A 19,296-nucleotide genomic window follows, 5' to 3' on the forward strand; every position below is an offset into this window, starting at 1 on the left:
GAAATGGATGAGAAGACTATCACCAACAGAAAAGTAAAGAATAGCCTTCTAAGATAATGGGTCATGCTCCAAACTACTTTATACTCAAATAAATAAGCTAGGTGCTAACAATGCTTTGAGCTTGATGTTACCTGTACCTAGCAACACTTTTTTAATAATGTATGTTTCAAGTTTGTGTTGTTATGCCGGATACTCCAAATAAAACTCGAAGAAAATTTCTAAAAGGAATTACAGCGGCAGGCGCAACATTGATATCAGGATGTGATTCTCCTTCCAGAAAGAATCCAAATGACAACCAAACAACAAAAACAGACAAAAGTCAGACAGACACCTCAACAGATTCAGGAGGGTCAAAAACGGAGTTTCTCCAAATTAATGATCAAGAGGACTCAGTCTATAGTTACAATAAAAAACCCCAAAATCAGTTTGATCTGGATAGCAGTTTTCAGAACCGACATCGTCAAGAGATAGATCGAGTACTAGATAATTACCCTACATTCTCTACGTGGCTGGAATCATTAGATCAGGAAGAGAAATACACGGAAAGATTAAAATCAGAACCCGTCGGAACAGTATATCCGTACCGATATACAGAAACCGGCAACGGCCCAAATGATTACGAACGATTCTGGTTCAATAAGCCTGAAGGACAAGATTTCAGCATTAACGAGGTAACTGAAAAACAATCATTTAAAAGCTCACAAACTCTCCAAGAGGCACTCAATTGGCTTCACCCTTATATGAACAGATGGCAGAATGACAAACTCCCAGAACGCCCAATACCAGAGCATAGTGACAGGTTTGCACCTCTGCTGCAAGAAGGAGTTCAGCAGCATCATGACTTTGAAATTGATATATTCCCTATCCGGATGTATGAAGTTAAGGAAGGAGGTACCTATGCTGTCGAAGTTGCTCCTAGAGACGAAGATAACAGATATGAGGCAATGATAGGGATAGACCGATCAAATAACGATACTCTTCTCATAGAGTCAAATCCATCTGCTGAATATGATAACGACCAAGCTGCTTTTTTAAGCTACAAGTTTGTACAACCGAGGGCGGAACCGGGAGCATTTGACGAAACTCAAAATCCCTACGAATGGGGTGATGTAATCCATACCAAGGCCGAAAACTCTATTCACCTGCCAGAGCACGCAGAGATAGACAGTATTCTAGAGCCACAGGATGGAGCAACAAGTGAGAACGGAAAGAAACTATATCAGGAAGGTATAGTAGATTACAATGGTGATCCTTTGGAGCCACAAATTGAAGAAGTTAACGACAACTACTGGCATCCACTACGGTTTAACCGTCAAGAACCTGATGTAGAAGGGTTAGATTACAGCACTGCAAGTAAGTTGGTGGGAGAAATGTTCCTCAACACCACGAGACCACAGGACGTTGAGAATCCTGATTTCGAAGGAATCGCTTTCACACCAGATTATCTGGATTCGGTGAAGGATACGATATTAAATCACAAAGCATTTGACTACGACCAACTAAAACTGGAATCAAGAGCTGCTAACACGTTAGAACAAAGTGCAGAGGCAGGAGTAGTGGTATCCGGAAGGATAGGAGAATCATATGCTGTTAAAGCCGATCAAAACACTGTTGAAGATGTCTGGAGCGATGTAAAAGGCGAGTATAATGACATACATGAAAATTCTTCGTAGGTTTGAAGTCAGCTTTTGTCTGGGAGAATTAAGAATTTTGTTTAGATAGATACAGATACTGTATCAGCAGCGACAACAGTATTATAATAACTGAGAAAACTGCCAGACCCGGCAAAGCACCTAGGTAATAGACAGCGAAAAGACCTGCCAATGCTGAGACCAAGTTCAATGTGAGGAAAAGCAACAGTAGTTTACCTGTTTTCCTGTCAAGTTCCATGTGATTAAATTGACGTAAAAATTGTTCAACGTGTTTCCATGGCCGTTTTTCCATACATTGTCAGGGCTGTATTCTTTCTGGCTCCGTCCGAATCCACCTTAATTCCCGGTTTCTGTAGGTTTGAAATTTTTCCCCAATCTCTCAATACATTAAGTGTATTTCTACGCTCCTCATCAGCAGGCTTTAATATCTAGGTATTGACAATTTTCTGTATGACAGCTTTTGATGTTTTAGGAGGATTTGTGATCGGTGTTGTAGTCGGAGCGGGATCGGTTTTATTTTACATTAAGTGGAAAATTGGAAGGGAGCTCGGAGCTATGCAGGACGAGATGGAGAACTTGATGAACATGACATCTGAGGTCCAGGATATGGACTGGGATGAACAGGAACCAGATTTTGAAGTTGAGGAAATGGAAGATTCTGGAGAAGAATAGAATTGATATCTATTCGCTGTCGTAGAGCTCGTAACCAAAGTATATTTGGTACAGGCCGGACAGTCCGATAACCAGGTATACAACTGCTTCAGCCTCAGGTGAACCAAGTTCTTGAGTTAAAAGAATCTCAACAATGTTGAGGTTTTTCTGGGCGAATGTTCCTAGTCCCTCAAGACCCCAGTTAACAGCTCCTAATACAACTAAGGTTAGTGTTGCCCAGTCGAGGTATTTCACTTCATTCATTCTTACGTTTGACAATTGGTAGACATCTATTTTAAGGATTTAGTTCTTCTCCATCTTATCTGCTGTTTTCTCCATTTCATTTGAGATGGATCTCAGCTGTTCGATAAATTCTTCGGTTCTCGCCGAGTACTGTTCCTCGATCTCGATGTTTCTCAGTGCTACTCTGACATGTGCTTCTTTCACTTTCGCCATCATCTCCCCTTCATCAGCTGTCTCGTCAATGATCTCGTCGAGAAGCTCCGATAGAACACAGTTGATTACATGAGGGACATCGCCGTCAAGGGTCTGTTTTTCATCCATGTTCTCTCTCAGCAGTCTCGATATTCTTCCCTCCGAGAGCGCGAGATCAGAGTTTTCAAGCTGTCCATAGTTATCCGGGATTATCTTCTCCAGATTCATATGAGAACTGTTTCCGCTAAGTTACTTAAATTCCAAGCCTTCCTTCCAGGATCTTATTCACTACGTTCTCAGATACTTCCTTGAATTCGTCCGCTGTCTCATTGTATACGAAAGCATCCAGTTCAACATCCTCTGAAGGATCGTAATTCGTGGTAAATGCATCGTAGAATGTTTCAGGTTTCCCATCAATATCTACTGCATAGAACTGTTCCCGGTATTCAATTATTTTGAACGAGTCAGGAAGATGATCAGAGTTTTCCGCGGTTTTTCTTACTTTGGTACGAGAGAATTCACTGTATTCGGTTTCATCAACCTTAGACATTAAGTATCATTTATGTTTCAAACTTTATTTTTATTCGGTAACCGTGCGAGTCAATGAAACTGCGGAATCCTCAATGAATGATTTAAGGAAGTCGTCTTCGCTTTGAACATTTTCCTCATCTAAGTATTCAGCTATTTTCTTCCAAGCTTCATCATTGTAAAGCATTCCTAAATGTCCGGTCAGGAAGTCTTGTACTTCGGTCCGATGAAGTTCGGAACGAAGACCTGAATATCTCACCTTCCGGTTTCTAACCGTCGGGAGATCTTTCCAGTAATTCGGCTTTACAAGTTTCAATGGATTTTCAAGACTGTCTTTGAATAATCGTTTGTTGGTCTCGATTAAATCATCTGCTACACCAACACCTACTTTCATGAAACCAGCCGCTTTTTGTTCCATCTCCGTCTGAAAGCTTTCCCCTACTTCAATATTTGTGACATTACCGGATTCGGGAAGTTTTGCATTGTCGTAAGGTGAGATCATTGGATCGTCTTCTGTGTATATATTTAGATAGTTGACCTTTTCCGAGACACCGTCGCGGTTAAGATCCTGTATAAAATTGCTTCCGGTTGAGAGGTCTTTAGCGCCGTCGAAGAGAGCGCTGAATGGCTTTGCTATATCTGTTCCTTGGTGAGGAGTTCCAAATGTGATTAAGCTGTCAACCTGATCATCATATCCCAGTTCCTCCATGAAGTAACGAGTGGTTAAACCACCCATCGAATGCCCGACAACAATGACTTCATCGTAGCCGTGTTTCTCAAGGCCCTCAACTTTCTCATCGATCTGATCCTGTAACTGGTTAGCGTACTTCTGAGGTGAGTCAACTGTCTTCAGAATACCGTCAAAACCTATTTCCTTGGTTTTGTAGCCCCAATTGTTGAATTTCTCTTCGACAGGACGCCACCAAGGTGTAAAGTAGTCATCGGCAAATCCATGCGCAATTACAGCTAACTTGTCTTCCTGAGACACACCTAAAATTTGGATCTCTGAGTTAAAAATTTTCGGTCATAAAGGTTTTCAGCACTAGAATTCCGAACAGTTCTAAAGGATTGAACCCAATTATTAACTATGATAACAGAGGAACTTGAGACCGCATCATTCGGGATTGGATGTTTTTGGAGTGAGACAGAGTTTGGAAGGCTTGATGGTGTTAAAAAGACCCGAGTAGGATATTCGGGAGGAGAAAAAGACGACCCGACCTACCAGGATATCGGAGATCATACAGAGACAGTTCAGTTAGATTACGATCCTGAAGAGATTAGCTATGAGGAGTTGCTGGATGTTTTCTGGAACTCTCATTCCCCAGTTGTAAAGAAAAAGCTGCAGTATAGATCAGTGATCTTCTACCACACAGATAAGCAGAAAAGGAAAGCAGAGGAAAGCTTGGAGAAGGAGGAAGAAAAAGCCGGTCCTTTGGAGACGGAAGTTGAACCTATGAAGAAGTTCTATGTCGCTGAGGATTACCACCAAAAGTATCATCTCAGGAACAGCAAAAGGTTCAAGCAGTTTGAAGATATGAGCGATGAGGAATTCCGGGAATGTAAGAAAGCTGCAAAAGTAAATGCTGAAGTAGCCGGAAAATAGCGGCGCACACATTAATCCCGAACTTTTATAAAAGCCGGATTGTAATGTAGAGATATGAGTCTTACAGCCGTGACCTGGAAGAATATGTTCGAAAGGTCTATGAGGAGCTGTAAGGCTATCTTCTATAAGTCTTTCACCAATCTGAATATCCTGTATTTCTGATACAGGATAAGTAGGTTGGACAAACCTGACCTGGCTCACAACTCAGTGGGTCCCGGGTAAAAGGGTTCAACCGAAAAAATTCGGACATATAGTTTCACAACGTGAAAGACCAATGCAAAACACTTCAAACAACGAATAGCGTCAGCTACATCCAAAAAAAGTCTGCCATCACACCAAACGGACGCCATCTCCACACCACAAAAACCCGGAAAACCAGCCAAGAGGTGACATTACAACCAAAAACACTGAACACGAATTCGGACCAATCTCATTTCTCTTTATTATCCTTTTTATCTTTCCTCTCTAAACTTTCTGTATGAAGACGAGAAACCTTGGCATAGTGGCAGTTTCTGTACTTTTACTGATGTCGGGAGCCTTGCTTTTCGATGATATCAAACGTTCCATCTTCGAGCCCACACCGACTGATCTAGAGAAAGGAGTATCTGCAGAAAATGTCTCCTATACAGTAGAAGCGGAAAACCTGAGTGTTCCCTGGGATATAGAGTTTCTTCCGGATGATGATATGCTGGTAACTGAGAGACCAGGTTACTTACTCAGGATCGGCGGCATCAACGATACCTATGAGGTACCTGGGGTTCAGGAAGCAGGTGAAGGAGGACTTCTCGGAGTCACTTTACATCCCGATTTCCAGGAGAACCGGTACATCTATCTTTACCAGACAACTGAGACAGAGGAAGGGTTGACCAACCGGGTTGTCAGATACAGATTTAAGGACAACAAGGTTCAGGAACCTGAGACTATAATCGAAGGTCTTCCAGGCGCATTCTATCATGATGGTGGAAGGATTGACTTTGGACCTGAAGGATTTCTCTATGTAACAGTTGGGGACGCGACGGAGAAGCAGAAAGCCCAAGACACTTCAACTCTCCACGGCTCTATTTTGAGATTGAATCCGAATGGTTCAGTTCCCGAAAATCCTTTCGACAACGAAATCTATAGTTATGGCCACAGAAACTCGCAGGGTATCACATGGGATAATGAGGGAAGAATGTGGTCAACGGAGCATGGAGACTCTGGGACTGATGAAATCAATATTATCGAAGAAGGGGCGAACTACGGATGGCCGAAGATCGAAGGTAATGAAACCCGGCAGGGAATGAAAGCCCCGGTAAAACACTCAGGCTTCGACGAGACTTGGGCGCCAGGAGGAGTGACTTACCTTGAAGAATCTCTTTACTTCACCGGTCTGAGAGGTCAGAGCCTATACCAGGCGGAACTGGATGGGGAAAGTATTGTCTCCGTAAAAACTCATTTCCGGAACGACTTCGGAAGACTCAGAGATGTAACTGTCGGACCTGACGGAAGAATGTATATTACAACCAGCAACACCGACGGAAGAGGCGCGCCTCAGGAAAACGACGACAGGATAATCAGTTTTGACCCCGCTGAGCTCGAGTAACTGGAAAATGTAATAAGTAAAGAGAAAGTAATCAGAAAATAATGGTAGTAGTACTTGACAGGGTAAAAAACTATTTCTCGGATAGGGAGGAAGTGATCAAACTATTTGAGGCAACGAATTTCTACCGAGAAGAGAACAGCGAAGGGATAGAAAGAGCTGAAAGGAAGTCGGAAAACCTTATGCGGGAAACCGATGAATTACTTGGGAAGTTTGAAGATTCTCTTGAAGAACTGAAAGGATACGAACATGAGAAAGGTATACAGGCGGTCGAAGATGTGGCTGATAATTTCTATACTACCAGAAAGAAGATGCTGAAAAGATTTGAAGATCCTGATGAAATCCGGGAGCATTCTAAGGAGTTCAACGAACTTGTTGAGGAGGTAAATGACGTGTCAAGGAAAGAAGGAGAGGTTCTGAAGTTCATCGAGAAACAGTCCGGTGACCTTCCCGGTGTAATCCAGAAACTGGTCAATCACAGAGAGAACCTGGAGGAGTTCCTGGAAAAAGAATACTCCGCTGTAGAAATGGAGGAAGAACTGGAAGAAGTTCTGGAAGAAATCGATGAAAGAAGAAAAGAGATATCAAAACTGGAGAAAGAGATAAAGGACAGTACTGTCGAGAATCTTGAGGAGAATCTGGATGAAGCCTGTGAGAATCTCAAAGAACTTGAAAACAGTGAAGGCTGGATGGAGAAAAAGAATAAACAGAACCGGATTGAGAAACTTGAGGATGAACGAGACAGAATACTATCCGATCTATCAAAAGAGGTTTCAAGAACTGAAAGACCGGTGAAAAAGATTCTTTACTCGATCAAAAATGATGAAACCGAGTTCAGCTCAAACCATGAGAAACTGGAGAAGATGCTTGAAAGAAAGTTCAAACAACTTGAAGGCCTGGACCAAGTTCTTGAAGAGGCAGGCGACCTGATGGAGGAAAAGGATATTGTCGACAAGGATAAACAGAAGAAGTTTGAGGAAGCCAGGGAAGAACTTTCCAGACTGGATGAGATAAAAGAGGATTTGAAACAAAAAGAACAGGAAATTGAGATACTGGAACAGGAACTTGAGGAAATGAGTATACAGGAAAGAGTAGAGAAACTGGAGAAAAAGATAGGGGAACTTGAGAACAGGATTGATGAAGCAGAAAGGGAGAAATCAAGAAATAGGAAACTTGTAGAGGATAAGAAAGAGGAGATTAAAGACAAAAGAAATAAAGTCAATTCTTTGATGGAAAAGAGTCTCGGATTTGAAGTCAAGCTGCGTTAATGTTCAGCATCGTTCCACCCACAGAAATCACAATCATTATCGTGATCGGGAATATCACCTTCTAAAGTATTGACTGCGTCTTTCACCATTTTCTTGGCTTTCTTCATATCGACTTTCGTTCTTCTGATCTCAGTGTTGAAAACGAATTCTCCGCTTTCTGTAAACTTCTCTGGATAGAAATACAGGATCAAACCGTAGTCTGTAGTCTGATGACCGTTTTCCCTCAATATCAGGTTGTAGAGGTTGACCTGTCTACTGTAGTAATCCGGTACACCATTTTCTCCTTTCGGAGGATAGCCTCTGGTCTTATAATCCATAACCACAGTTTTGTTTCCATCTTTCAGAAGATCGTCTACACCACCTCTCAAAATGAAATCTTGCTCCTCACTTCTCCATTTCGGTTCTCTTCGCCAATCCCTAGCCTTCTCTAGAAACTCCTTGTCTTTCAGTAGTTGAAGGTCGAGATCCTCCAGTTCCGGCGGAGCCTTTTCTTTGTCTCTGAAATGGTCAAAGTGGTTTTTCACCTTCTTATCAATACCTGAAGGCAAGGATGGAAACGGACCGCTCGGTCGTTTTACTTTTCTGTTAACTCTCAACCAGAAACATCTTTTACATTCGAAAAACAGGTTCATCCGTGAAGGCGATATCTTGTAGGTCATGTAAATTTAGTTGTAACCGTCTATTTAAGAAGTGAACCAAACAATTCCGCTAGCTCCGGTACTGTGATAGATGGCAGAAAGTCCTGACACCTTGGTAAGGCCACTTCTGTAACTGAAGATCCAGTAGAAAACCTTCAGTATTGGATAGAGCTGAGGAACAGAAAAACACCACATCCATACTTTGGACGGGAGAACCAGAAGAAAGTTTGAAAACAGTTCTCAGAGAATACATGTACAGAGGCCCGAAATTCTTGACGCAGGAACCGGAAACTCCATACAATAACAATTTGTTCTCAAACCACTTCCTCAAGGAAAGATTGGAGAACCTTGAAGAGTGGAAACAAGCCGATGTAGAACAAGAATTTGAGGAATTACGGGAACTATGGGATGAAAAGAAGCGATACCTAAAGAACCAGCCCAATGAAGATAATACACAGGACGAGTGGATTGATGAGGTACTCAATATAATTGGACATAAGCAATGGAGTAACGAACCTACAAAGACTATAGGGAACGGAAGAAACCTTAATCCAGACTACCTGTTCTTCAAAGACTTTGAGACTAGGCTGGACTCGGATGACAGTGAAAACGAATTCGAGGAAGGTTATCTAATCGGGGAAGCCAAGAAATACGGAAGAACACTTGACAAATCGATGGACAACCATGAGAACCCATCATTTCAGATCTTCAACTATGTAGACCGGCTACGAACACCGTGGGGATTACTCACCAACGGAAAGAGATGGAGACTATACAGCTACGAAGACTGTGAAGCCGATGTCTTCTACGAAATCGATATAGTAGAAAACATACTCAAAAAAAGTGACAGAGAAACAGCCTTACAGAACTTCAAACACTTCTACCTATTCTTCAGGAAGGAAAGCTTCCAACCAAGCCAGAACGGGTTCGTAGACCAAATATTCGAGGGATCGGAAAACTACTCTAGAGGCTTGGAAGATGACTTAGAAGACGATATCTATGCAGCCCTAGAGGTAACAGCCAGAGGATTCTTCGAAACCAATGATATAGAGAAAACAGAAGAGAACATAGAGGAAGTTCACAGAGCTTCACTCATTCTTCTCTACAGAATGTTGTTTATCTTGAACGCTGAGAGCCGTGGACTCATGCCGATGGACGAGAAGAAGTACAGATTAAAACTCAGCCTCGAATACCTCAAAGGACAGCTGGAAGACGAAAACAACGATGTCTTTAGCCAAGATACATGGGCTTGGGATAGAAGAATCCGACCGCTGTTTGAAGCTATTAACGAGGGAGAACAGTACGGCGAATTCAAGATCACAGCCTACAATGGAGGGCTTTTCGATGAAGAAAAACATCCCTTCCTCGCCCAATATGAACTACAGGGAAACCACGTTAAAGACATAATGGAACTTCTCGCTCAATCCACTGACAAGGAAACAGAAGACAAGGTACTCGTAGACTACCGTGACCTCAACATCCGACACTTAGGAAGCGTATACGAAGGGCTACTAGAACACGAACTACGGAAAGCTGAAGAGGATCTTGTATTAGAAAACGGAGAATGGAATTCAGCCTCAGACTCCAAAAAAGACCTCGAAGAGCTACCAAGAAAACAAAAAGTCAGAGAAGGCGAAGTATACCTTACCAACGAGTCCGATGAGAGAAAGGCTACAGGAAGTTATTATACTCCAGAGTATATCGTTGAATACATAGTAGAAAATACTGTAGGTCCGAAGGTAGAAGATAAGATAGAGGAAAGCGATTCAGAAGACCTACTCGATCATGTTCTGGACCTGAATATCTGTGATCCAGCTATGGGCTCAGGACACTTCCTAACCGAAGCCACCAGCTTCATCGCCCGAAGATTAATCGAACACGGAAAGATACCGGATGAAGAAGTAGAAGGAGAGAACGAATTTGTATGGGTAAAGCGACAGGTCGTAAGCCACTGTATCTACGGAGTTGACATAAATCCTCTCGCAGTAGAACTCGGTAAATTATCACTCTGGATCGAAACCATGGCTGAAGGAAAACCGCTATCCTTCCTCGACCACCACCTAAAAGTCGGAAACAGCTTAATTGGTTCTGACTTCGATGAGATCTTCTCACATCCTACAGAAACACAGAAAAGAGTTGACAGCGACAGATGGCAGTTCGTAGGCTCTCCAGAAGACCTGAAAAAACAGTTCCAAGAAGACTACAAGGAAATCGAGGAAATGGAAGAAGACACTAAAGAAAAAGTCCATGAAAAGGAACAGGAGTATCAGGAATTCAAAAACTCCACACTATACACACAAATCCAACAACTCGCTAACATCCACACAAGACAATTCTTTGAGGAGGAAGCTAACTCCAGTGACTACGAAGACTTCATCGTAAACATTGGCAAGGAAGAAAACGCCATGAAAACCATGGACTGGTTCAAATCAGCCCAGAAAGACGCTGAAGACAGAAACTACTTCCACTGGCAACTAGAATTCCCAAAGGTATTCTTCAGCCAACAAAAAGGAAAAGCTGAGCAAAAAGAAAGTGGACACACACACACACACGATTTCTTCTACAGGCTTCGACGCAGTAATAGGAAACCCTCCATGGGTAAGCTTTGGTCTGAGAAATGCAGGTGAACTTCCAGATAATGTCGAGAACTACTATCGCCAATCCTATCCTAACTCTGCACAGTACAAGCTAAGTACTTACGCTATCTTTATGGATAGAGCATTGCAAATATGCTCTGAAGACGGTTTTAACAGTTTTATAGTGCCAGATAGTTACTTGTTAGGCCAATACTTCGAAAAGATTAGGAAAAGAATTCTATCTAGCACCTCGGTTAAAGAAATAACTCTTATTTTGGAGGACTTTTGGGAAGATGCCACTACAGGTAGAAACACTGTTTACTGTTTTGAAAAAGGAAATGAAACAGAGAATGAAATGAGAATTCAGGTTGCCCAAACGCTTGAAGAATTTGAGAACAATGACCAAAGAGGAACAGTGTATAGTCAGTCCTTCTTCAATAGCCGACCTCTAAATAGATTCCACCTTTTCTTCGAAGATTCACAGAAGTCGTTTGTAGAAACTGTAGAAGGTGAATCAAGTAGAGTGATGAAAGATGACTTAGATATCAATACCGGAATGCGTTCAAGAACTACTCAAGATGAAATCAAGGGAGGAGAGAAGAAAGGAAAGAAATGGAAGAAAGGAATAATTTCCAGCGGTCAAGTTCTTCCTTACTCAGTGTCATATGGAGGAGATTATCTACATGCTGAAGGCGAAAAACTTTTCCATGGAGGCTGGGATCCTGATATAGTAGAACAAGACGAAAAGATTATGATTCGGCAGACGGGGGACAGAATCATTGCGGGATACGATGATAATCAACTTTATCATCTAAATAATACTCACTCAGCAGTAACTCGATCGGATGTTGAAGCGCCGGTGATGTTCTATGTATCCTATCTTAATTCCAGCTTGCTGTTCTCATACTATATTCTCACGACACTTGAATACGGCAGAACTATGGCTCAAACAGATATAGAAACTCTGGAAAAATTACCTTTGAAAGTTCCAGAAGAGCTGAATGATCTGAACTTTGACGAAGAGGATCTTTTAGAGAGTAGAAAAATCGATGATCTGAATCTCTCTGAAGATAAAATTCCAGCAGCTCTCTCAAAATTAGGATTTGAAATTAATGAGTTAAGAGAGGAATTGAATTCAATCAATCTCAGCATCCTGGATTATCTTGGGAATTATTCTGACGGTAAAACTCTCGAAGACCTCTACACGCCGGTTGAAGGGCTTTCCGACAGAATTCTTAGTGATACTTCTGCTGATCGTGATTCTTTGAAGATTGAAAGTGTTGAGTTTGAAGAGAGAAACGGTCAGTTAGTCTTGAAGGCTTCTGCTCGTTATAAGCCCGAAGACAGTGGAGACATTGATGAAGATGAGTTGGACCAGTGGGGTTACTTTGAGACCGAGTTAGTGCCCGTAATGAGGTTTGATGTGGATGAGAAGTTGAAGCCTTTGATTGAGGAGTTTGTCAGTTTAGCTGTGGATGAGGCTGGCGGCTTCGCCAACTTCAGGGAGTCAGCTACAAAAACCAACTCTGTCGTCGACAGATTGGAAAAATTGACTTTGCCAAGACTAGAAGATGTAGAAGATGGACTTGAAAAATTCATTGAAAACAGGAAAGAAGCTGAAGAACTGGAAAAAGAGATTCAAGAGACTGACGAATTGATCGATGCAATCGTCTTCGATCTCTACGGTCTGACAGAGGAGGAAGTTAAGGTAGTATTAGACTCGTTGGATGTGGATGAGGATGAAAATAATTCTATCTTGGACAAATTTGGTGAAATTTGATGGCAAAGACAATGAGTGACTTTGACAGACCTGAAGATTTTGAGGGACTAATTAGGAGTCTGTATAGTGTTTTTCCTAATGGCAGTAAGAGCAAAAAGGTTCTGGATGAAATTATTGTCGCTGACAACGTTAAGGATGATTTAGTTGAAAATGGCTACTTGGTCGAACATCCAGTTAGAGGTGAGGGCGGAGAAGATAAGAAATGGTATACGTTAGGTCCTCAAGGCATCCTGCTAATTAATTCTTGGAATATCAAAGAATTAACCAAGAAAACGGCTTATCTGACTTACTTAATTGCTTTTCTTACTTTCCTAAACCTGATTTTTCTGACTATACAGGTAATTACTTAGATTTCCTTTTTCATTATATCACAGAGATTCCTGGCTCCTTTGTATGCTTCTTCTGCATCGTTTTTGGAGCATGATGCGTATTTGTACTGTATTTCGCTTTTCCTTTGTTCCGTCCATTTTTTGACTGTGTGGATATTGGCGCTGAAGCTTTCCGGTATTTATTCTTTTTTGTAGAGTTCTTGCAGATTTTTTGATGTTTGCTCATGGCCCCTGCCTCCGCCCTTTGGCAGATAGCCGATGAACTCTAGGTATCCAGCATCGATCGTTGAGATGATTGCTTGCTGGCAGTTAACTATAGCGGGGTTCCAACGTTTTGGGTTGTTTTCAAGCTGGTTTTCCGCTATTTCAAGGTAGATCTCGGCTTCTTTAAGACATTCTCGTGGTTTCATATTATTTTTTCACCTTCAAGTACGATTCCGTCTTTTTCCACGTTTTCCTCAAATTTTCTGCCGTTTTCCAGATTCTCTTTGAACTCTGAGGCAGTTTCGATTAGCGGTATGAATGCGGTGTTGTGTGTTATATGATTCGGGACTGATCCTTCTTCTGTATTCCCGATCCTTTTTTCCATGAACTCTTTCCAGTCTTTGCCTATTCTATCAGTTATCTCATCGTCTACGAGCACGAGAAGATCAATGTCCGAACCAATTTCTGCTGTACCTCTGGCTACTGAGCCGTACAGTATGATAGATTGGATAAGGCCATCCGTCCTTTCGTCTTCCTTTTTCAGATGTCCTGCATATTCTCTGGCCTGTTTCTCCATTGCCTCGGACTGTGTTCTTAACAGTTTTTTAATCAAGCCTGCGTAAGCGTTCTCTTCGTTGTATTTTATTATTAGACTGTTCCCTTTTTTCTCCATGTCTACTGCGCTCCATTCATCAAGATTATGGACAAAGCTTCTGACAGATCCATAAGAGCCGGAGACACGTTCACTTAGCTTCTTTATAGTGAATCCATAACTAGGCCTCTCCACAAGCTCCCGTAACACATCAAGCTTCCAGTCCGCTACAAGAACCTGAGAGAAATTCTTTCCACCATTATTATTTTCTTTTGCCATTCTAACAAAATATTGTTAGTTCTAACATTTAAATAATACTTGGTGAAATTTCAAACAATTTGTTTCCTCTAGTTTTGGATGAGGCCGTCGGGTTACATATCTTTTACAGTTTATCCGGGTAAAATCAATGATCCTGTTTCTTTCCTTCAATCCGGTCTTTAACCTCTTCAACTTTGGAGGTTTGACCTTCTACAACATCTCTGGCGGACTCTTTAAATCTTTCTAAAAGCTCTTCAACATTTCGATCCTCAGGTTTCTCTATCGTCTTCGGCATATTAATTGTAATTACACAGAACTGTTAAACAGTTTATGGTTTTCTTGAAGTCTTCATGATAGATTTTCATTTGACTATGAATAATACCGGCGAATTCACTATGTTTGGGGAGCCAGCTACCACTCTTTCACTGTTTTTGGTGTCAGTAGGATTGTTTAAACATGGTGTGTTTCTAGGTTTATGGTTTCGAATCTGTCCAAAACCCTATTTAAGGAGCTAAGCTAAATTTTGTTCATGGAAGAAAATGTGGGAGGCTTGGATCAACAGGTGAGAGTTGCTGTTGGTGCAGTTTTTGGACTTGCCGCTTTAGCAATTCTAGGCGGTTACACAGGTAGTTACAACACTCCGATGTGGGTTTCGCCAGTGCTTGGAGTTTTATCGCTGGGTTTGCTTGGAACAGCTTATACCTGTGAATGCAGGTTAAACGAGCTCCTAGAAATAAACACGGCTCAGTGATCTAACTCAATTTTTCTATTTATTTTTCTCCAATTTCTACTGAGTAAATTTTCAGACCTCTTTCATCCTCTACAGTTAAAGCTACAGAACCTGTCTCCAAGCTATCCCTGATGGTATTGATGTTTAGAGCTTCTCCATTCCGCTGCGGGTTATAATCAAATCCTTTCTCTCTAAGGTATTTGCTAGTTGTATGTCCCACTACCTGTTTAACATCGGTATCCAACTGATTGAACCGGTTCCATATAGCACCGCCCTTCAAACCTTCAGGATGCCTTTTTGCTTCGAAGAGTTCAGGATACTTCGATCTCAGCTCCGTGCCATTTTCTGTCTCAACAGTCCAGACTAGTTCATTCTGAGCCTCAACGTAAGCTTCTGGTCCGTCCCTGTACCCCTCCAGCAGCTTTTCTCCCGCCTCCTGTAATTGAGAGTTAAGTGTCTCCACATCTGGGTTTTCCAGACCGGCATGTATGTAGATACACTCATGTCCTTTGAAAGCAGCACTGAGGTCTCCTGAAGCGGCTGCCTCTATCAGTTTCTCTCGATCACTTTCGGGCATTTCCCTCCAGTAAAGACTACTTTCCGTAGAATTTTCGATATATTCTTCTGATACGAAATCCCGTGTTACATCCGGAAACAACGCAAAAAATTCATGGTTGCCGATTATATACTCATCCGCATTCTCCAGCACCCATTCCAGAGAATCTTGGTTCCGCGGTCCTCTGTCAAATACATCTCCGTTAACTACAAGTTTGTGATCGGAAACCCATTTTCCATCTTCTAGAAATGTTTTCCCAGTTTCTTCTTCCAGTTCTTGGAATGATTCTAGAGCTCTATCTAGATATCCATGTATATCCGTCAGGCAAGTTACTTTCACATATTATCTCTGGTTTTAACTATTAAATTCCTCAGCTATATTTTTACCATACCTGAGTAAGAAAAAGGAATAAAAATTTTTAGTTGGAATTGATGAATAATGCCAAAGTTGGAAGAATTTCTGCAGTCAGAAGAAGAGACTAGTATGAGAGAGGCTTTTGACGAACAGGTTCAGGATATTCTTGAAAACGAGGATAAATACAGGAAAGAATATGATCATCCAAAGGTTGGTTTGGAGGTGGAGTACCCTGCAGTTGACCGGAACCTGGATCCGATCACCGAGGAAACCAGAAACAAAATAATTGATCCATTTGAATATGCTGTACCCGAGATAGGAGCCACTCAAGTGGAGATCAAAACCGATCCTATTGAGCCATCAAGGCTTGAAGATCTTGAAGACGCACTGGAAAACCGTGAATCCAATATAGTCAATAAAGCGAAGTCAGAAAACGTGAATATCCTCCGTACTGGTACAAACCCGTTCGTAGATATGGATAATATTGAGAAAACCACCGACCCAAAATATGAGAGAGTTCCGGGCTTCCATGATAGACACAGGAACGGCGTGGTACCGGAAAGTTTCGGTAAGAAAGAAACTGTAGATCCACGGAACGCAGATATTGCCGCTTTAATCAATTCTACGCAGCTAAACATTGAAGCTGACAGTTTTGAGGACGCTGTCGATAAAGCAAACTATACCTACATGATAACTCCTTACTTATGCGCCGTCTCTGCCAATTCCCGTTTTATTGACGGTAAGGACACAGGTTATGCGGATACTAGAATGCCTCTTTGGGAGAAAAGCCATGATCTACGAACGGAGGACCGACTTGAAGAAGATGTTGATGCGGGCAAAATGAGTTCATACTACGATGATCTAAAGGATTACCTAGGAAGGGTTAGATCTGAGCCGTTTATTATCCACGAGGAGGTGGCAGCACTTGATATAGGGATTGGAACTTACTGGAAAGATTCAAGGATCAAATTCAGAGATGAAAATGAAGAGGATATACATGATATCATTGTAGAATCACGGGCAATATCAACACAACCTACTTTGGAAGATGAAACCGCCATGCACGGTTTTGTTTTAGGCCGATTAGCCTACGCACAGAATGTTGAAGAGGAATTAATGGATATCGAAAAGGTTAATCGGAACAGATATTCCGCGATGTATAACGGACTTGATACCAAACTGTACACTCCTGAAGGCGATTTGGAGGATGCGGAAAAAGTACTTGAAAAAGAACTTGAGAAGGCAGAGAAAGGACTTGAATACTGCAATGTAGAGGATGATGGCTACCTTGACATCCTATACAACAGGTTAGATGAAGGTGTTCCATCTGCCCAGATCGCAGAGGAGTTCTATTCCCGGAAAGAAAACGAGTCAAATACTCATGAGGCCATGGAAAAAGCTTTGAAGAGTCAAGATGCTGTTCTAGGTGAATAATGTGAAAGTGGAAATACTTGGAGACGGCGAACCACAGTATGCGGTAATTGCATGTGTTCACGGCGATGAACCGGAAGGTTGGGACGCAATACAAAGATTCAAAAAATCAGGTTATGAAGTTAATGAACCTCTGAAATTGGTTCTAGCGAATGAAGAGGCTAAAGCTGAAGACGAAAGATTTCTGGAAAAAGATCTTAACCGTGTATTCCCTGGGGATTCTGAAGGTGTTCACGAGGAAAGACTTGCAGCAAAACTTTTCGATGAACTAAAGGGAATGAAGTCTCTGGATTTACATACCACAAACTCAAGAGCGGCATCTTTTGCGATTATCTCAAATCCCAATGAAACAGAGAAACAACTGGCAGAATCCACTGGAATTGAAAAGGTAGTTGACATGTCGTTTGTGGAAGGAGGAATGGATGATGAACTAGATATGGTGGTAGCGGAAGCATCTCGTGAAGGTGAAACAACCGATCACCTCTACAAAACGATCATAAACTTTCTTGCCGCTGAAGGCGTCATAGACGAGGATTTCAGGCAGACCGACCCAGAATTTTTCCATGTCTATGACAAGGAAGAAGGAACTAATTACCGGTTTACGGCGCAGAATTTCCAGCTGGTTCAGGAAGGAGAAGTATTCGCTGAAAAAGAAGACGATACAAAGATTGCTTCAGAAGATTTCTATCCTATACTAATGTCAACAGACGGATACGATGATATGATAGGGTTTAAAGCCAGGAAAACCGAACTCTAGCCCTCAGGATTATTCTTTACGACTTTTTCTACTTCTTCCTCAGCCTTTTCCTTATCCGAGTAACCGTATCGGGGAACATCCAGTTCTTCCCCTATATCGAGTCCTTCTGCTTCTATCATCCAGTAACCGATCTCATTTTTCTCCAGCTCTATAACAGTTCCAGATGAATGCTTCCAGACATCATCCTCTCTAACCCAGTTACCAACTTTTCTCAGATCTTCACAGTAAGAGGAATAACGCCGATTACCTTCCTTGCTCCAGAGCCTTGTACCATCTTCCCCGTAAATCTCGTACTCTCCGCCGGAAGGTCCAGCAACCAAGACTCTATCTTCTTCAACCTTTGAAACCTCCAGTGGCTGCTTTCTATCATCGAATAGAATTTTATCGCCCGACTCCAGTTCATCAAGATTTTCTATTTCCTCCATCAGAAATCCTCTGCATTCCTCTCCCTTTCAATGTTTTCAACCGCTTCTTTGTGTCTTTCCAAACGTTTTCTCGCTATCTCTCTGGTTTCCTCAAAATACATTTCCTCAATTTTCTGTTGATACTCATTTACAGCTGTATCCCAGAAATATTCAAAACTGTCTTCAAGATCTAGCTCATGGTAGGAGGCATAATGTATCTGACGCCAGAGATTATTGACTCCAAAGTTTGAGAGATCATCGGCGTCCTGCATAATCCTCCCTTCCAGTGTCTTAGCCTCTGAATGATGATTTCTTATCATCTTCTCGATCTTTTCCAGTTCTTCCTTTGAAACATTCTCTGAAATAAATTCTCCAACTTTTTCTGCACCTCTTTCATCATGTCCTTCATGACCTTTAAACGGATCCATTTCTCCGTCTTCTATATCTTCGGCTCTTCCGATATCATGGTAAAGAGCGGCGATTTCCAGGACTTTCCTGTCTGGATCTTCATCTATTTTCTCGGCGAGTTTTAGCGCTAGTTTTCGAACTGCTTCCAGCTGATGGAAACGGTAGTTTTTGCCTCCGGAGATTTCGTAGTAATCTGAAAATTCCCGTTCTAACCGGTTTTTCAATTCCTTCCTTTTTTCCTCTTCCAACATATACAACACCTTTATACTTAATGTCAAAAACTTGTTAGGAAGTAATCGAACAATCAGCATCTTCTTTATAAATTGAGAAGACATACTCTGAGCTATGAGATTACACATAGTTCCAGTACTTCTTCTGGTGGCATTTTTCACGGTTTCCGATGCAACTGCGGTTGTCGGAGGCCCGGAACCAAGAGAAGGCGAGATGGCTATTATGTTATCAGGCTCCGATGATTTTGCTCCGACCACAGTTGGAGGGAACGGAACTAGCTGGAGGGCAGAGACCAGTATGTTAAACCGTTCCAGCAGCATTACCGAGCCGAG

At 41.9% G+C, this 19,296-nt stretch carries 22 protein-coding genes; 11 read left to right on the top strand and 11 right to left on the bottom strand.

The genetic code is table 11. From position 1 onward, the window contains the following. Positions 1-182 precede the first annotated feature (182 nt). Positions 183-1,673 (top strand): hypothetical protein, encoded by a 1,491-nt coding sequence (locus BRC29_03075; protein ID PSG99083.1) that lies wholly within the window; start codon positions 183-185, stop codon positions 1,671-1,673. A gap of 28 nt (positions 1,674-1,701) precedes the next feature. Here BRC29_03075 and BRC29_03080 read toward each other — a convergent pair whose 3' ends face one another. Continuing rightward, positions 1,702-1,944 carry a hypothetical protein gene (locus BRC29_03080; protein PSG99084.1) on the bottom strand — a complete coding sequence of 81 codons (243 nt, stop codon included), beginning with the start codon at positions 1,942-1,944 and terminating at the stop codon, positions 1,702-1,704. A 158-nt stretch (positions 1,945-2,102) separates the two neighbouring features. Here BRC29_03080 and BRC29_03085 point away from each other — a divergent pair, with 158 nt between their 5' ends. Then, positions 2,103-2,324: a hypothetical protein gene (locus BRC29_03085; protein ID PSG99085.1), complete on the top strand. Its 222-nt coding sequence runs from the start codon at positions 2,103-2,105 to the stop codon at positions 2,322-2,324. A 9-nt stretch (positions 2,325-2,333) separates the two neighbouring features. On the opposite strand, the gene BRC29_03090 is transcribed toward BRC29_03085, so the two are convergent. The 4 genes from BRC29_03090 to BRC29_03105 are packed head-to-tail and all read right to left on the bottom strand — an operon-like array spanning position 2,334 to position 4,284. Next, a complete protein-coding gene (locus tag BRC29_03090; protein ID PSG99086.1) occupies positions 2,334-2,567 on the bottom strand; it encodes a DUF378 domain-containing protein in 234 nt (77 codons plus the stop codon). Positions 2,568-2,606: 39 nt separating this feature from the next. Beyond that, the gene (locus BRC29_03095) at positions 2,607-2,966 is read right to left on the bottom strand and encodes a hypothetical protein (protein PSG99087.1); all 360 of its coding nucleotides are present in this window, start codon (positions 2,964-2,966) and stop codon (positions 2,607-2,609) included. Positions 2,967-2,991: 25 nt separating this feature from the next. Further along, on the bottom strand, positions 2,992-3,288 hold the full coding sequence (locus BRC29_03100) for a hypothetical protein (protein PSG99088.1): 297 nt from the start codon (positions 3,286-3,288) through the stop codon (positions 2,992-2,994). A gap of 30 nt (positions 3,289-3,318) precedes the next feature. Continuing rightward, positions 3,319-4,284 (bottom strand): hypothetical protein, encoded by a 966-nt coding sequence (locus BRC29_03105; GenBank protein ID PSG99089.1) that lies wholly within the window; start codon positions 4,282-4,284, stop codon positions 3,319-3,321. A gap of 69 nt (positions 4,285-4,353) precedes the next feature. Between BRC29_03105 and msrA the strand changes: the two genes are divergently transcribed. From msrA to BRC29_03120, 3 genes are all read left to right on the top strand, one after another. Continuing rightward, complete coding sequence (gene msrA, locus BRC29_03110; protein ID PSG99090.1) at positions 4,354-4,869, top strand: peptide-methionine (S)-S-oxide reductase; 516 nt, start codon at positions 4,354-4,356, stop codon at positions 4,867-4,869. 478 nt (positions 4,870-5,347) lie between these two features. Beyond that, positions 5,348-6,451, top strand: coding sequence for a glucose sorbosone dehydrogenase (locus BRC29_03115; GenBank protein PSG99091.1), 1,104 nt, complete (start codon positions 5,348-5,350; stop codon positions 6,449-6,451). 41 nt (positions 6,452-6,492) lie between these two features. Next, positions 6,493-7,716, top strand: a complete 1,224-nt coding sequence (locus tag BRC29_03120) for a hypothetical protein (protein PSG99092.1) — start codon at positions 6,493-6,495, stop codon at positions 7,714-7,716. Here the strand turns inward: BRC29_03120 and BRC29_03125 are convergent. Continuing rightward, on the bottom strand, positions 7,713-8,375 hold the full coding sequence (locus BRC29_03125; GenBank protein ID PSG99093.1) for a hypothetical protein: 663 nt from the start codon (positions 8,373-8,375) through the stop codon (positions 7,713-7,715). The genes BRC29_03120 and BRC29_03125 overlap by 4 nt on opposite strands. A gap of 140 nt (positions 8,376-8,515) precedes the next feature. Here BRC29_03125 and BRC29_03130 point away from each other — a divergent pair, with 140 nt between their 5' ends. From BRC29_03130 to BRC29_03140, 3 genes are read left to right on the top strand one after another with little or no spacing between them, the layout of a single operon-like run. Continuing rightward, positions 8,516-10,981, top strand: a complete 2,466-nt coding sequence (locus tag BRC29_03130) for a hypothetical protein (protein ID PSG99094.1) — start codon at positions 8,516-8,518, stop codon at positions 10,979-10,981. Further along, complete coding sequence (locus BRC29_03135) at positions 10,887-12,710, top strand: hypothetical protein (GenBank protein ID PSG99095.1); 1,824 nt, start codon at positions 10,887-10,889, stop codon at positions 12,708-12,710. Before BRC29_03130 ends, BRC29_03135 begins: the two co-directional genes overlap by 95 nt. Next, positions 12,710-13,060 (top strand): hypothetical protein, encoded by a 351-nt coding sequence (locus BRC29_03140; GenBank protein PSG99096.1) that lies wholly within the window; start codon positions 12,710-12,712, stop codon positions 13,058-13,060. Before BRC29_03135 ends, BRC29_03140 begins: the two co-directional genes overlap by 1 nt. A gap of 158 nt (positions 13,061-13,218) precedes the next feature. Here BRC29_03140 and BRC29_03145 read toward each other — a convergent pair whose 3' ends face one another. Both BRC29_03145 and BRC29_03150 read right to left on the bottom strand, forming a co-directional pair. Continuing rightward, on the bottom strand, positions 13,219-13,449 hold the full coding sequence (locus BRC29_03145; protein ID PSG99097.1) for a hypothetical protein: 231 nt from the start codon (positions 13,447-13,449) through the stop codon (positions 13,219-13,221). Continuing rightward, a complete protein-coding gene (locus BRC29_03150; protein PSG99098.1) occupies positions 13,446-14,114 on the bottom strand; it encodes a hypothetical protein in 669 nt (222 codons plus the stop codon). Before BRC29_03150 ends, BRC29_03145 begins: the two co-directional genes overlap by 4 nt. 508 nt (positions 14,115-14,622) lie before the next feature. Between BRC29_03150 and BRC29_03155 the strand changes: the two genes are divergently transcribed. Beyond that, positions 14,623-14,844 (top strand): DUF2892 domain-containing protein, encoded by a 222-nt coding sequence (locus tag BRC29_03155; GenBank protein ID PSG99099.1) that lies wholly within the window; start codon positions 14,623-14,625, stop codon positions 14,842-14,844. Positions 14,845-14,863: 19 nt separating this feature from the next. Here BRC29_03155 and BRC29_03160 read toward each other — a convergent pair whose 3' ends face one another. Then, positions 14,864-15,718: a hypothetical protein gene (locus tag BRC29_03160; GenBank protein PSG99100.1), complete on the bottom strand. Its 855-nt coding sequence runs from the start codon at positions 15,716-15,718 to the stop codon at positions 14,864-14,866. Positions 15,719-15,817: 99 nt separating this feature from the next. Here BRC29_03160 and BRC29_03165 point away from each other — a divergent pair, with 99 nt between their 5' ends. Then, positions 15,818-17,167, top strand: coding sequence for a hypothetical protein (locus tag BRC29_03165; protein PSG99101.1), 1,350 nt, complete (start codon positions 15,818-15,820; stop codon positions 17,165-17,167). Continuing rightward, positions 17,160-17,921, top strand: coding sequence for a succinylglutamate desuccinylase (locus BRC29_03170; protein PSG99102.1), 762 nt, complete (start codon positions 17,160-17,162; stop codon positions 17,919-17,921). The genes BRC29_03165 and BRC29_03170 overlap by 8 nt, the downstream gene beginning before the upstream one ends. Here the strand turns inward: BRC29_03170 and BRC29_03175 are convergent. Both BRC29_03175 and BRC29_03180 read right to left on the bottom strand, forming a co-directional pair. Next, the gene (locus tag BRC29_03175; protein PSG99103.1) at positions 17,918-18,346 is read right to left on the bottom strand and encodes a hypothetical protein; all 429 of its coding nucleotides are present in this window, start codon (positions 18,344-18,346) and stop codon (positions 17,918-17,920) included. The two genes, BRC29_03170 and BRC29_03175, sit on opposite strands and share 4 nt — an antisense overlap. Then, positions 18,346-19,284, bottom strand: coding sequence for a hypothetical protein (locus BRC29_03180; protein PSG99104.1), 939 nt, complete (start codon positions 19,282-19,284; stop codon positions 18,346-18,348). The genes BRC29_03175 and BRC29_03180 overlap by 1 nt, the downstream gene beginning before the upstream one ends. Positions 19,285-19,296 lie beyond the last annotated feature (12 nt).

The organism is Nanohaloarchaea archaeon SW_7_43_1 (assembly GCA_003009795.1).
Lineage (GTDB): Archaea > Nanohalarchaeota > Nanosalinia > Nanosalinales > Nanosalinaceae > SW-4-43-9.